Genomic DNA, 13601 nt, shown 5'->3' on the forward strand with positions numbered 1-13601 from the left:
TCACCTCGCCTGTCTGCGCCGCGCCGGCAGCCGCCCGAGCATCGGCCTGACGGCACCGACGATCGCTGCTGCGAACTCATTGTCGTTGATGTGATGCGGCACGCGGATCAGGCGCCGGTTCGAGGTCTGCCGCACCGTCTGTTCGAGGCTGCGAAACAGCGCCTCGTCCGCCTCGCGATCGAAGAACGGCTGTCCCTGTGCATCGAGGGCCGACACGCCCTTCTCGGGCAGGAAGAACCGGACCGGCCCGTCCATGCGGTTGAGCCGCTCGCCGATCCAGCGCCCCATCTGCGCGTTCTCCGCCGCCGTCGTCCGCATCAGCGTGACCTGCGGGTTGTGGACATGAAACTTGCGGTCGCGATAGCGCTCCGGAATGGTCTCGGGCGCACCGAAATTGACCATGTCGAGCGCGCCGACCGAGCCGACATAGGGGACGCGGGTGCGGATGATCGCGCCGAAGCGATCCTCGGTTGCCGGAAACACGCCGCCCATCAGCAGGTCGCAGACCTCGGTCGTGGTGAGATCGATGACGCCGGCGAGCATGCCGGAATCGACCAGCTTCTCCATCGAGCGGCCGCCGACGCCGGTGGCGTGGAAGACGAGGCACTCGTAGTCGTCGCGCAGCTCGGCGGTGAGCTTCTGCACCGCCGGCGTGGTCACGCCGAACATGGTGATGCCGATCGCGGGACGTTGCGGTCGGGTGCGATCAGCGACAGCGGACCGTTGCTCGCGCGCCATCACCATGCCGGCAAGCGCATGCGCGCCATTGCTCAGCACCATCAGCGAAATCGAATTGAGTCCTTGGACGTCGGTGACCGAGTACATCATCGCGATGTCGGCCGGCCCGACATAGGCGCCGACGTCTCCCGAGGCGACCGAGGAGATGATCAGCTTGGGCACGCCGACGGGGAGCTCGCGCATGCCAGGTGCGACCAGCGACGTTCCACCGGAGCCGCCCGCCGAGATGATACCTGCGACATTGTCCTGCCGACGCAGCCAGCGCGCGAACGCGTCGGCCATCGCGGTGACGGATGCACCGCGATCGGTGCCGAACACGGCGGAGCCGCCGCGCGGATGATTGAGCGCGACCTCCTGGGCCGAGACGTCGCAGCTCGTATGGCGTCCGCTGGTGGAGACGTCGACCAGCCGGGTGCGCAGCCCGTGGCTCGCGACGAGATCGCGAATGAAGCGCAGTTCGTCACCCTTGGTGTCGAGCGTGCCGGCGACGATCACCGCGGGCGGACCTGACGCGATCGGCACGGCGCGCTCACGGCCCTGGCGCGCGGCCTCGTCAAGCCGGCTGACGCTGGTGGAGAGCGTGCGCGCCTTGGCCTCGATCTGCGCGATCGGCACCGGCTGCGACCAGCGCGTCGGCAGCACGGGATTGGAGACGTAAACCTTGACGGGCGCAGCTTTCGGCGTCGTTGGCGCCGCCGCACGTGCGGCGGGCGCGTCGCCGTCCTGCCCCGTGCCGAGATCCGTCTCGTCGCCGGCATGCTGGCCGACGCCGAGCAGGCGCTGCTGCAGCTCGCGGTCGGCGGCGAGCCGGGCCGAGTCGATGATGCGGTTGATGCGGCCATTGACCATGATCGCGACGCGGGCCGAGATTGCGGTTGCAACGCCGATGTTCTGCTCGATCACGAGCACCGCCATGTCGCCGTCCTGGCCGAGCCGGATCAGCATCTCCTCGACCTGGGCGACGATCACCGGCGCCAAGCCCTCCGTCGGCTCATCCATGATCAGCAGCTGCGGATTGGTCAGCAGCGCGCGCGAAATCGCCAGCATCTGCTGCTCGCCGCCGGACAACTGCCCGCCGCCATTGTTGCGGCGCTCGGCGAGCCGCGGAAACGTCTCGTAGACGCGCTCGACAGTCCAGGCGCCGCGGCGCTGGCCGGCCGCGAGCCGCAGATGCTCGTCGACGCTGAGCGAGCGCCACAGACGCCGCCCCTGCGGCACGTAGCCTACGCCGAGCCGCGCGATGCGCGCGGGATTGAGGCCCGTGATATCCTCTCCCCGCAGCCGCACCGTCCCTCCGGACGGCCGCAGCAGGCCCATGATGGCCTTGCACAGCGTCGTCTTGCCCATGCCGTTGCGGCCGACCAGCGAGAACACTCCGCTGTCGAGCCGGAGGTCGACGCCCTGCAGCGCATGCGAATGGCCGTAGTAGACGTCGAGGCCGCGGACCTCGAGCGCAGGCGCGGAGCGGCGGATATCATTCATGGCCTCCTCCGAGATAGAGCTCCTGCACCTCCGGATCGGATTCGATCTCCTGCGGTGCGCCCTCCTTGAAGATGCGGCCGTTGTGCATCATCGTCACGCTCTCGACGACGCGCAGCGCCACGTCCATGTCGTGCTCGATGATGATGTAACCGATGTGCGGCGGCAGCGACGTCAGAATCTCGACCAGCTCGCGCCGTTCGGTCGGCGACAGACCCGCCGCCGGCTCGTCGAACAGGATGAATCGGGGCGCACCGGCCAGCGCCAGCGCGATCTCGAGCTGCCGCTGCTGGCCATGGGCGAGCTCCGAAACCAGTTGATCGCGCACGGACGTCAGATGCACGGCCTCGATCAGGCGCTCGGCCGCCTGCATCAGGGCGTCATTGGCGCTGGGACGCAGCATCGAGAAGCGCGCGCGCGAGACGCCACGGCATGCCAGATAGACATTGTCGCGAACCGACAGACCGAGGAACAGTGCCGAGATCTGGTAGGTGCGGCGCAGCCCGCGGCGGATCCGCTCGTAGGGCGGAAAGGCGGTGATGTCCTCGCCGAAGAAGCGGATCGTGCCTGACGTCGGCAGGAAGTCGCCGGTCACGCAGTTGAACAAGGTGGTCTTGCCGGCGCCGTTCGAGCCGAGCACCGCGCGCCGCTCGCCAGGCCGCACCGTGATCGTGATGTCGGTCAGCGCGGCGAGCGCACCGAACATCCGCGTCACGCCGCGCAATTCGAGGGCTGCGGTCGAGCCGAGCGCTGAGAGCCGGTCCGCGACCCTATCCATGGCCGTGACCTCCCGGACGGGGCCGCTCCTCCGTGCGCTGGCCGCGTTTGCGCCACCGCTCATAGAGGCCGATGACGCCGTCGGAGGACCAGAACACGATGGCGAGGAAGCCGAGCCCGATCAGCAGCCGGAACCGGTTGCCGTCGAGCCCGACCTTGACCAGGAAGTCGAGCGCGAAGGTGCGCAGGATGACGAAGATGAACGCGCCGATATACGGCCCGACCGGCCGGGTGATTCCGCCGACGACGGCGACGATGAGAATGTCGATGCAGCGCTCGACCGCGACCGATCCGGGCGAGATCTGCCGATAGTTCCAGACCTGCAGCACGCCCCCCATGCCGGCGATCAGGGCCGCGAACGCATAGGCGGCGATGCGATGCGCATTGACGTTGAAGCCGAGCGCGGCCATGCGCCTGGGATTGTCGCGCACGCCCTGCAGCGCCAGGCCGAACGGCGCGCGCGATAGATAGAGCACAGCGAAATAGCAAAGCGCGGCCACCGCAAGCGTCAGGTAATAGAACGCGATATCCGTGCGCCAATCGACGCCGAGAACATGCGGCGTGGCGATCGTGTTGATGCCGGTGTGGCCGTTGAAGATCGCCCAGTTCTGGTTGGTGAAATAATAGAACGCCGCGCCGATCGCGAGCGTGATCATGATGGTGTAGATGCCCTCGGTGCGCACCGCCAGCGCACCACCCAGCGTGCCGAACAGCACCGCGAGCACCAGCGCCACCGGCGTCGCCAACCACCACGGCCAGCCGAGGCTGATATTGGCGTTGCCGCTGACGCCGAACACGGCAACCATGTAGCCGGCAAAGCCCGCGATCGTCAGCTGCATCAGACTGACCATGCCGCCATAACCGGCGAGGAACATCAGGCTCAGCGCGATGGTGCCGAGGATCAGGGTCGTGCCGAAGATCTCGATCAGGAAGAAGCCGTTGGCGATCAGCGGCATGATCAGCAGCAGCGCGGCGACCGCCCAGGCCCAGGGCTGCTCGGTGGCCGACCATGCGACCGGCTGCCGTGCGGCGCCGCCTGCCAGCATGCTCTCCCGCGCGCGTGCCTCCTGGATCAGCGACATCTCATCGCCTCGCCAGCAGGCCCTGGGGCCGCAGCGCGAGCACCAGCACCATGATCAGGAAGGTCACGACGATCGCATAGGTTGGGATGTAGACCGAGCCGAGCTGCTCGGCGAGCCCAATGATCAGCGCGCCGAGCGCGGCTCCCGGGATCGATCCCATGCCGCCGACGATGACGACGACCAGCGAGGCCAGCAGAAAGCGCGTGTCCTCGCCGGGTGAGATGGACTGGAAGGTTCCGCCGACCACGCCGGCAATGCCGGCCAGCCCCGCGCCCAGTGCGAACACCAGCACGAAGACGAGCTGGATCTGCACGCCGGTCGCCGCCAGAATCTCGCGATCATCCACGCCGGCCCGCACGATCATGCCGACGCGGGTGCGGTTGAGCGCGAGCCACATCGCAATGCCGATCACGACCGAGCCGCAGAAGATCACCAGCCGCACCAGCGGATATTGCAGGAACACCGCCTCGCCCGACGATTTCATCGCCGTCATCAGCGGCAGCTGCACCGGCCCGATCAGCCAGGCCGGCGTCTGGATCTGATAGAAGTCGCCGCCGAACGCCCACAGCATCAGATCGGCGAACACAATCGAGAGGCCGATCGTCACCATGGTCTGGCGCAGGTCCTGCCCCTCCATGCGGCGGAAGACGAGCAGTTGCAGGAGAACACCGATGGCCGCCACGGCGATGAAGGCGGCGGCGAAGGCAAGGATCCATGACCCGGTCGCGGCGGACACGCCGTAGCCCACATAGCCGCCGAGCAGATAGAGTGAGCCGTGCGCCAGATTGACGTTGCGCATCAGGCCGAAGATCAACGTGAAGCCGCTCGCGACCAGGAAATACAGTCCGCCCAGCGTGATGCCGTTGAACACGGCACTCAGGAACACCTTCTTGCGGCCGATCGCCTCCTCGAGCCCCGGCGGCCACACGGCGAAGATCAGCCACGCCAGCAGCGCCAAGGCGAGGAGAATGATGAGGGACCAGATCGGGTGACGCTCGATGAAGCGGCTCATCACCCCTCCCTCAGGATACGAGGGACGGATCCGTCGTCACAGCGGAAAGGCGCATTCAGCCGAAGATCGCCGGGTCTGCCGGCCATCGCTCGTCCTCCCTCGTCGGATCCTTTTGCGGATCACGTTGCCCAGAGTGTAGCGGCAGACGAGAGTGCGCACTTGATCGACAGTCTCTTTTCGCGCAACGCGCAGCAGCAGGTCAGGCGCGCAGCACTTTTGCAGCGCGGCGATAGTCGGTCGGCGCCATGCCGACATTGCCGGCGAAGAACCGCGTGAAGCCGCTTTGCGAGGTGAATCCGAGATCGAAGCCGATATCGGCGATCGGCGCTTCCGTTGCCACGACGGCATCGAGCGCTCGCTCCATCAGCAGCGTATTCAGATAGAGATTGGGCGTCACACCGGTCTGGCTGCGGAACAGCCGATAGAAATGAGGCCGTGACAGTCCCGATTCGCGGGCGATGTGATCGAGCTCGATCTCGGCGCACGGACTGTCCGACATCAGCTTGATGCACTTGCGAACACGAAAGTCCGTCACTTCCGCGCATGGCCGTTCGGGCATCTGCTCCGAGATGCGCCAGCTTTCCTCGTAGCAACTGTCGATGAGCTGCCTCAGCTCGCCGTCGAGACAGCCGAGCGATGGCGCGCCACATACCAACGCTGCGGTGCGGCGAATACAGCGATCGAGCGCGGCAGTCCGCCGGAAGCAGGTACGGCCAAACCGCAGGCCCTGCTCGCGCGCAGCCGAGGGCGTGAACCACTCCGCATTGACGTAGAGCACAAAAAAGATGGCGCCGTTGTCGATGTCGTTCGGCAGGAAATTGTGCGGTTCCCACGGATTGACCGCGACGATCCAGTCCTCGCCGATCTGATAGTGCTGGTCGCAGACGTCGATGTCGGCCGGCGTCCCACCAACGTGAAAGATCAGATGTCCCTCGCGATGGGCATGCACATTGAATGGCCGATTGAGCTGATAAACCGTCGCACGGCCGAAGCGAGCATGAAAGACGGCGAGCGCCCTACTCATCACTTCCTCACCGAAATGGCTTTTATTATTCGTCAGCGTCGATCATTGCATGTCAGAAAGCAAGGGACGCGACGACGCGGCCCGAGCCCGCTCGAGCCGCGCCGCTCCCTGTCGAAAGGTCAGTACTTCTTACATTCAGGCACGGTGCGGCTCGGCAGGCCGATCTTGGCGAAGGTCGCGGCGTCGTATCCCAGCGTCTGGTTGACGTCGGGGATCACCTTCACGACCTTGCTGAACAGCGCGCCCTTGCCGTCGTCGACCACCTCGGTGACGAAGTTGGTGCCGATGGCCTGGCGGTTGGCGTCGAGCTTGATCTTGCCGTTGGGGGCATCGATCTCGATCTTCGCCAGCGCCGCCTTGAGCTTGGCCTGGTTGTTCGACAGATCGCCATTGACCTCGCGCAGCGCCAGGATCAACGCCATGGTCGAGCCATAATAGTTGGTCGCCAGCAGCGACGGACTCGGGAAGCGCTTCTCCGGCGGGAACGAGTCCTGATAGGCCTTCACGAACTTCTGCCAGCGCGGATCCTCCCAGGTATCGGCCTGACCCGATGCAGCAATCGTACCGATCAGGGCGTTTTTGGCATTTCCCTTGGACGACAGGATGGTCTGGTCGATCATGATCGAGCCGCCCATCAGGTGCGCCTTGCCGCCGGCCTGTTGATACTGGTTGAGGAAGTTGACGGCATCGGCGCCGCCGAGGCCGAGATAGATCGCATCGACATCATCGGGCAGCGCCGCGATCACCGACGCGAAATCCTTGGTGCCGAGCGGGACCCATTGCCGGCTGGTGATCTTGCCGCCCAGGCCGCAGAACTCCAGCGCCAGGCCGAACACCTGGGTGTAGATGAAGGAATAGTCCTCGCCGACGGTCGCGATCTTGCGGTAGCCCTTGGTCTCATAGGCGTATTTGCCGAGGCCGACCTGCCATTGAGCGCCATCCATGTTGAAGCGGAAGAAGTTCGGCGCAGGATCGACATAGGTGGTCTCCTGCGCACCGGACGCGGCGTTGACGAAGGTCAGCTCGGGGTGCGTCTTGGCGAAGTTCTTGACGGCGATGCCCTCGTCGCCCGACAGCGGCGACAGCAGGATCTGCACCTTGTCCTGCTCGATCAGCTTGCGCACGGCACGGACGGCCGAGTCCGGCGTGGCGTCGGTCGACGCGACGACGAATTCCAGCTCCTTGTCGCCGACCTTCTTACCCAACACGTTCAGCGCGGTGACATGTCCGCGCATTCCGTCCTCGCCGAGCACGGTATAGGTGCCCTCCAGCGTCGCGGTGACGCCGACCTTGATCTTCTCCTGCGCGAACGCTGTGCTGGACAGCAAAAGCGCCGTGAACACGGCGATACCTACACTTCGCATGTGCATCGAACTCCTCCCTTGTCGCCCATTGCTGGGGCACACGAGCGTGTGCCGGCCACTGTTTTCTTGGCCATGTTGGCAGTGGACCTTCCCGTCGCCTCGCGTCATCTCTGACGAGCGACGGTGAGCCCCCATCGACCGCGGAGGCTAGCGGATGAGCCGAGCCCCCGCGCAACCCGCCCGGCCTCGACCTTGACGACGAGTCTCATTTTCCATGATGCGACGCGATAGGGCCCGCGGTGCATTCCGTGTGCATCGCGGTCCCGTCAGTGCCTCGATGGGAGCCTCCGGTGGGCTCGCCGCTCAGGCAGAGCCCGAGCCGTTCAGCCGCCTCGGCCTGGCTCCCTGGGGAGCGTCCTGCCGTTCAATCGTCGCGTTCGTACCGCCACCCGGGAGCGCCGGACACGCCGCTTCCGAAACTCCAATCCGCACATGACGATATCGATGCTTTCATTCGGACGCCGCAAACGGCGCCCATGGAACGCGAGCCATTTCTCGACCTGCCGCACGACCACGCGGCCGAGGTCCAGCCGCCGCACCAACTCGTCGCGCGTATGCAGCGAGGCGATGTCGACGATGTAGTCGAGCCGTTCCGACATGGTCCGCCCGACGAGCCGCGCGTATTCACTCGACACCAGCAAGGTTACGGCCCGCTCAGGCAGATGCGGCTCACCCATTTCCATTCCTGCACTCCACCGCGCCCGCCGGCCGACCCGAGATGTCGGCAATCCAGCAATTGCAGGCACGGCGCCCCCCGATGACAATTCGACCGCGACACGCCAGGGACGGCCCGATCGTTTCGTCTCATTTCATGACGCCGCGCGCGGCGCGCTCCTCGCGGCTTGCATTCGGCCGTCCATCACGAATACACGCGCTCAGCCTGGTCGTGAGACGGCGCTGCGTCCTGTTCTCTCGCTGTTGCCGACACCAGCGACTGTGTGATCTCCTGTGCCCGCATCGGCAGCACCGACAAGAGTGTGTCGCTGAGGCCGTGCGAGGTTTCGGCGCAGCCCTGCACGTAGACCCGCGGACGAAACGCCGGGCTCGTCTGCAGACGATAGTCGCGGTCGAGCGACGCCGATTCGATGTAGCGGCTGATCGGACCAAGACACGCCGGGATCGGAGATCGCTCGTAGCCGGTGGCGAGCACGACAGCATCGTACGCGGCCCGGCGGCGAACCTCTTCGTCCTTGTTGACGATCTCGAGCACCATCCCCTCAGGGGAGGCATAGGCTGCGACGATCTCGCTGCGCGGATGGAGAGCCAGTTTCCGAGCGCCGGCAACCCGCTGCTGGTACGTCATCCGGTACAGCTGATCGAGCAGATCGGGGTCGACCACCGCATAATTGGTATTGCGGAAGCTGCGGACGATCGTCTCGCGCTGCCGATCGGACCGCGAATGAAAATAATCGGTGTAGTCCGGATTGAAGATCTCGTTCACGAACGGGCTGCTGTCCGCCGGCTTGAGCGCGTGCCCACGGAAGACCAGATCAATCTGGGCGTCCGGAAGCCGCTCGCTCAGATCGAGCGTGACCTCAGCCGCACTTTGCCCGCCGCCGATGACCGCCACCCGCGGCGACCGGCCATCCGATCCTGCCGCAAGCGAGGAACTCAGATAGCCGCTGGTGTGCACGACCCGCGGATCCCTCGCGATCGGTTGAAATATGGAAGGGATGTGCGGCACGCCGCCGACGGCCGCCACGAGGTGACGCGTGACGCGTGATCGCTCTTTTCCGTCAGCCATGCGCGTGAGCACACGAAGCGCGGTGACGGATTGACCGCTATGCACGGGATCGACAGACTCGACCGTTTCTCCGTAGGCAACCGTGGTGCTGAACTGGCCTGCGACCCATCGGAGGTAGTCGTTGAACTCGATCCGGCTCGGATAGAACGTCTTGCAATTCGTGAAGTCGAGCAGCCGGCCGGATTTGTGCAAGTAGTTGACGAAGGTGAACGGACTGGTCGGATCGCGCAGCGATACCAGGTCCTTGAGGAAGGAGATCTGCATGTTGCTGCCGGGCAGCAGCATTCCGCCGTGCCATTTGAAGTCCTGCTGCTTTTCCAGGAACAGGGACCGGCATTTCAAGCGCCGCTGTCTGACGCAATCGCCGAGTGCGATCGCCAGCGCAAGGTTCGATGGCCCGAAGCCGACGCCGACGACATCATAGTCAGGGGCAGGATGATACGACATGGTGATGCTCCGTCCGCGCTAGGCTTCTGTGGGTGCTTCCTTGGCCGCCGGCTGCCACAGCCGATCGCCGAAGAAGCGTTCTCGCAGCAACATGACCAGGGTTGCCCGCTTGTGGGGGAAATCGAAATTCTTGATCCGGGCAAACCCCGCCAGATCCAGGTTGCGGAGCTGCTGGGAATGTGCCGCCGCCGGCTCGCCGACGATGCGCTCGGTACGGCAGTCGTCGAGGAACATGTAGTGCATGAGTGAGGGAAGCCAGGCCGTGATGAAGCGGCGGCCCCGGAAGCCGTCCTCGCCGACGATCACGTGCCATCCACGATCATAGTCCGCCGCGTCGTAGAACGGTGCGATACGATTTTCCTTCGCCCAGTAGAGCTCGAAATAGCCGAACGGCTGATCTCCGAAGCAGCCGATCAGCGGCACCATGTGCGGGTCCGACATGATCCGTGACAGATATTGCCGGTGCTTGTCGATGTCCCCCGCTTCGTTCCAGAACGAGTCCACCCGCGGATCGTTGAGCCAGCGGTGGACCAACGGGAGATCGTGAGCGATGTCGATGACGCGAAAGCTGACGACGTCGGACAGCCAGGGAATGAAACGGGCGTAGACGGTGCCGACCGGCTTGGGCGGCCGCCGCGGATGGCGCCTGCCGTCGGTCATCGCGTAGGACTGTGGAAACGCCGGGCGCGCGGCGTCCGTCAGCCAGTTCTCGCGAAACTGCATCACCATGTCCGGATACAGCGCCAGCCTGCCGTCGGTCACCACCGCGAGGCCATCGTTCGCAAGGGCCGATGCTGCTGCCGGGTTGTCGTCGAGTGCAAGGTCGAGCCTCTGCAGCGACGGCGTCCAGGCAAAGACCGCTTCGGCCATTGCCGCGGCTCCGCGCGACAGCCGGCGCCAATCATCGACCCCGTCGTGCACGATCAGACGCGTCAGTTCGCCATCCGGCCGAAGCGCCAGCAGTGGCGCGCCGTCCGCGATCACCCGAAGCCCGTCATCGTCGCGAACGACCGACATTGTCGCGTCGGTTGCGACAGGGAATGTCCGGATACTGCCCGTAACGCTCGCGGTCGCGCTCATGCGAACTCCCTCCCTCTCATTGATCTGCACGGGCGTCATCTCTGTCCACTCCCGCTCAGGATGTAGATCGGCCGGCACGACGAAGACAACAAAGTCCGTAGCGCTGTTTTTAGATTAACTACAAAGATGCGGCTCACGGCTTCGATGCTCCAAGCGATGCAGCGGGTTCATGCAGAACAGTCGTAAGCGTGCGCTGCCTTTGTGCCGGCTCGCGGCGTTCCGCGGCGTCGCTGGCGTCAATCCGACCGTCGCGCAGACGCACGATCCGATCGGCGCAGTGGAAGTAGCGATCGTCGTGCGAGATCACAATGATCGTCTTGCCGAGACGTTTGAGGTCGGCGAGCAGCTCGGTGTAGAAGATTTGGCGGAACGCTGGATCCTGATCGGCCGCCCATTCGTCGAACACCAGCACCGGCCGTCCCTCGATCCAGGCATTGATCAAGGCGAGCCGCTTGCGCTGGCCCGTCGACAGGTCGGTGGTGGAGAACGCGCCGCCATCGATCGAGACCTTGTGAGCGAGCTCGAGTCGGTCGAGATAGCGATGTGCGAGGTCAGGCGGCTGGTTGCTCTGCTGCGCCAGGGTGTCGAACAGGAAATAGTCCGAGAATATCGTGGTGAAGAGCTGCCGATAGTCATCGCGGGTCTCGCTGACGACGGGATTGCCGTCGCGCAGCAGCACGCCGCGGTCCGGCACATAGAGTCCAAGCAGCAGCTTGATCAGCGTCGTCTTGCCGCTGCCGTTCTCACCGACGATGAAGACGATCTCGCCGCGGCGAATGCGAAGGTCGATCGGTCCGATGACAAAAGGGCGTTCGGATGACGACGCAGGGAATGCATAGGAGACGCCGCGCAGCTCGATGGATTCGATCTGCTCAGCGGTCCGATCCTGGGGATCATCGAGCAGTTCAGCCTCTGCGGCGGTGAAACGCTCCGACAACTCGGCGATCCGGCGCATCGCAACCTGGGCGCGGCCGAGCGACGGCAGCATGCCGATCAACTGGTCGATCGGTCCGCGCATGAACAGCAGCACCAGCACGAAGCCGCTGGACACCGAGGCCGGGCTGTCGGGCCACAGCAGTGGACGCAGCACCAGCGCGGTCCCGATCACCAGAAACAGCAGAACCGTCCCGAGCGCACGCGCCGTCACCAGCAGATTGATCGCCTTGATCTGCACGTCACCGATCCGGTCGACCGTCCGTCCGATCAGATCGACATGGACATGGCGCCGGCGCTGGCGATGAAGACGGAGTTCCTTGGCACCGTCGGAGATCGCGCGGTAGTGCTTCTGCAGATCGTCTTCGTATTGGCGCGCGAGATTGAAGCCCGTCATTCCGCGCTTACGGGCGAGGTAATGGACGAACGACCCGAGCGCGATCAAGGCTGCCGTGACCAGGAACAACGGCCACGACAGCACCGCGAGGTAGATCAGGCAGCCGGCGACGATGACGCCGGACACCAGGAAGGCGGGAAAGAAGAAGGCGAAATCGCTGATGGCATCGACGTCCTTGGTCAGGACCGGGATGAGGCGGTGCGACCGATAGGATTCGAGCTGGTCGATCGGCGCCATCAGGATCTTGGCGGCCAGCGACTTGCGCAACGAGGCTACGATCCGCTGCCCGACAATATTGGCGCTGATGTCAGAGCCAACCGACCCGATCACGATCAGGATGCAGAGACCCGCGAACGAGGCCATCAGGCTGCCGACGTCGCCTGCGCCTGCGTAGAGGCCGCGGTTCACCACGGCGAGCAGACCCGCAACGCTGGCGCCGCCGAGCAGGCCAAGCAGGATGGCTGCCGCCAGCAGCAGCCAATACGGCCGCAGCAGGCTTCCGACGTTGGCAGCGCCTGGATTGGATGACGTCATCATCGGTCGGCGGCTCCCATTCGCGTGGCGAAGACGGTGGCGAGCTTGGCGCCGATCCCGGCGCGGGCCTGCAAGGCGTCCGGAACGACGTTGCCCATGCGCAGGAACTCGTGGACCATGCCGGGATAGACCTTCAGATCCACGGCGACGCCGGCCTCGCGCAAGCGAGCGGCATAGGCCCGCCCCTCGTCGACCAGCGGATCGAACTCGGGCAGCACGATCAGCGCGGGCGCGACGCGCGTGAGGTCGGACGCGGCCAGCGGCGCAAATCGCCAGTCGTGGCGATCGGTGCCTTCGGGCAGATAATGATCGAAGAACCAGTCCACGGTCGCGCGCTCCAGCAGATAGCCTGAGCCGTATTTCTCGTAGGAGTCAGATATCTGCCGCGGGCTGAGCCCGGGATAAGCGAGGACCTGAAGGACAGGCTGCGGCAAGGCCCGGTCGTCGCGCGCGGCGATTGCCAGCGCCGCGGCCAGCGTGCCGCCCGCACTGTCGCCGCCGATCGCGACCCGCCGCGGGTCGAGACCAAGTGCTGGCCCCTCACGCCCGATCCAGGCGAGCGCATCGACGCAATCCTCGAACGCCGTCGGAAACCGATGCTCGGGGGCCAGCCGGTAGCCAATCGACAGCACCGCCGCGCCGCTGTCACTCGCGAGGCCGCGGCACAGCGGCTGATGCGAGTCGAGGCTGCCGACGACGAAGCCGCCGCCATGCATGTAGAGCAGCACGGGCATCGGATCGGCGACATCCAACGGCCGCCCTGCATAGAGCCGCGCGGCAATCTCCGTCCCGTCGCGCATCGGCAGCGCAAGCCGCCTCTCGAACGCCAGCGGCGGCGGATCGACATCCAGCAGCGGCGACGACGCGTCGAAATCGGCGCGCGCCTGCGCCGGCGTGAGTTGCGGAAACGGGATGCGCGCGCCGGCTTCCGTTCCGAGCTGGATCATCTCGAGCAACGCCGCGATATCAGGATGAAGGCCCATGATCACC

Annotated in this window: 11 protein-coding genes; all 11 read right to left on the reverse strand. The window is 65.3% G+C overall.

Annotation, left to right across the window (positions count from 1 at the left end; genetic code table 11):
- Positions 1-2220: an ABC transporter permease gene (locus QX128_RS15955; RefSeq protein ID WP_316237906.1), complete on the reverse strand. Its 2220-nt coding sequence runs from the start codon at positions 2218-2220 to the stop codon at positions 1-3.
- Positions 2213-2995, reverse strand: a complete 783-nt coding sequence (locus QX128_RS15960) for an ABC transporter ATP-binding protein (RefSeq protein ID WP_315717437.1) — start codon at positions 2993-2995, stop codon at positions 2213-2215. The genes QX128_RS15955 and QX128_RS15960 overlap by 8 nt, the downstream gene beginning before the upstream one ends.
- Entirely contained in the window at positions 2988-4076 is a 1089-nt protein-coding gene (locus QX128_RS15965) for a branched-chain amino acid ABC transporter permease (RefSeq protein WP_409997935.1), read from the reverse strand. The genes QX128_RS15960 and QX128_RS15965 overlap by 8 nt, the downstream gene beginning before the upstream one ends.
- 1 nt (position 4077) lies before the next feature.
- Entirely contained in the window at positions 4078-5088 is a 1011-nt protein-coding gene (locus QX128_RS15970; protein WP_316237907.1) for a branched-chain amino acid ABC transporter permease, read from the reverse strand.
- A gap of 199 nt (positions 5089-5287) precedes the next feature.
- Complete coding sequence (locus QX128_RS15975; protein WP_316237908.1) at positions 5288-6112, reverse strand: AraC family transcriptional regulator; 825 nt, start codon at positions 6110-6112, stop codon at positions 5288-5290.
- Positions 6113-6231: 119 nt separating this feature from the next.
- Complete coding sequence (locus QX128_RS15980) at positions 6232-7482, reverse strand: ABC transporter substrate-binding protein (RefSeq protein ID WP_315802947.1); 1251 nt, start codon at positions 7480-7482, stop codon at positions 6232-6234.
- Between the two features lie 317 nt (positions 7483-7799).
- The gene (locus QX128_RS15985) at positions 7800-8153 is read right to left on the reverse strand and encodes a hypothetical protein (protein ID WP_315803163.1); all 354 of its coding nucleotides are present in this window, start codon (positions 8151-8153) and stop codon (positions 7800-7802) included.
- A gap of 182 nt (positions 8154-8335) precedes the next feature.
- Complete coding sequence (locus QX128_RS15990; RefSeq protein ID WP_316237909.1) at positions 8336-9667, reverse strand: lysine N(6)-hydroxylase/L-ornithine N(5)-oxygenase family protein; 1332 nt, start codon at positions 9665-9667, stop codon at positions 8336-8338.
- Positions 9668-9685: 18 nt separating this feature from the next.
- Positions 9686-10747, reverse strand: a complete 1062-nt coding sequence (locus QX128_RS15995) for a GNAT family N-acetyltransferase (RefSeq protein WP_410053154.1) — start codon at positions 10745-10747, stop codon at positions 9686-9688.
- 133 nt (positions 10748-10880) lie between these two features.
- Complete coding sequence (locus tag QX128_RS16000; protein WP_316237911.1) at positions 10881-12614, reverse strand: cyclic peptide export ABC transporter; 1734 nt, start codon at positions 12612-12614, stop codon at positions 10881-10883.
- Positions 12611-13594: an alpha/beta hydrolase gene (locus tag QX128_RS16005; RefSeq protein ID WP_316237912.1), complete on the reverse strand. Its 984-nt coding sequence runs from the start codon at positions 13592-13594 to the stop codon at positions 12611-12613. The genes QX128_RS16000 and QX128_RS16005 overlap by 4 nt, the downstream gene beginning before the upstream one ends.
- Between the last annotated feature and the right edge of the window lie 7 nt (positions 13595-13601).

Origin of the sequence: Bradyrhizobium sp. SZCCHNR1015 (genome assembly GCF_032489875.1) — a bacterium.
In the GTDB taxonomy this organism is placed as follows: Bacteria; Pseudomonadota; Alphaproteobacteria; order Rhizobiales; family Xanthobacteraceae; genus Bradyrhizobium.

What these genes read in the sequence shown, in the direction of transcription:
- QX128_RS15995 (WP_410053154.1), bottom strand. Translation starts at nt 10,747, where the DNA reads ATGAGCGCGACCGCGAGCGTTACGGGCAGTATCCGGACATTCCCTGTC.
- QX128_RS15960 (WP_315717437.1), bottom strand. Translation starts at nt 2,995, where the DNA reads ATGGATAGGGTCGCGGACCGGCTCTCAGCGCTCGGCTCGACCGCAGCC.
- QX128_RS16005 (WP_316237912.1), bottom strand. Translation starts at nt 13,594, where the DNA reads ATGGGCCTTCATCCTGATATCGCGGCGTTGCTCGAGATGATCCAGCTC.
- QX128_RS15955 (WP_316237906.1), bottom strand. Translation starts at nt 2,220, where the DNA reads ATGAATGATATCCGCCGCTCCGCGCCTGCGCTCGAGGTCCGCGGCCTC.
- QX128_RS15985 (WP_315803163.1), bottom strand. Translation starts at nt 8,153, where the DNA reads ATGGGTGAGCCGCATCTGCCTGAGCGGGCCGTAACCTTGCTGGTGTCG.
- QX128_RS15975 (WP_316237908.1), bottom strand. Translation starts at nt 6,112, where the DNA reads ATGAGTAGGGCGCTCGCCGTCTTTCATGCTCGCTTCGGCCGTGCGACG.
- QX128_RS15990 (WP_316237909.1), bottom strand. Translation starts at nt 9,667, where the DNA reads ATGTCGTATCATCCTGCCCCTGACTATGATGTCGTCGGCGTCGGCTTC.
- QX128_RS15965 (WP_409997935.1), bottom strand. Translation starts at nt 4,076, where the DNA reads ATGTCGCTGATCCAGGAGGCACGCGCGCGGGAGAGCATGCTGGCAGGC.
- QX128_RS15970 (WP_316237907.1), bottom strand. Translation starts at nt 5,088, where the DNA reads ATGAGCCGCTTCATCGAGCGTCACCCGATCTGGTCCCTCATCATTCTC.
- QX128_RS16000 (WP_316237911.1), bottom strand. Translation starts at nt 12,614, where the DNA reads ATGATGACGTCATCCAATCCAGGCGCTGCCAACGTCGGAAGCCTGCTG.
- QX128_RS15980 (WP_315802947.1), bottom strand. Translation starts at nt 7,482, where the DNA reads ATGCACATGCGAAGTGTAGGTATCGCCGTGTTCACGGCGCTTTTGCTG.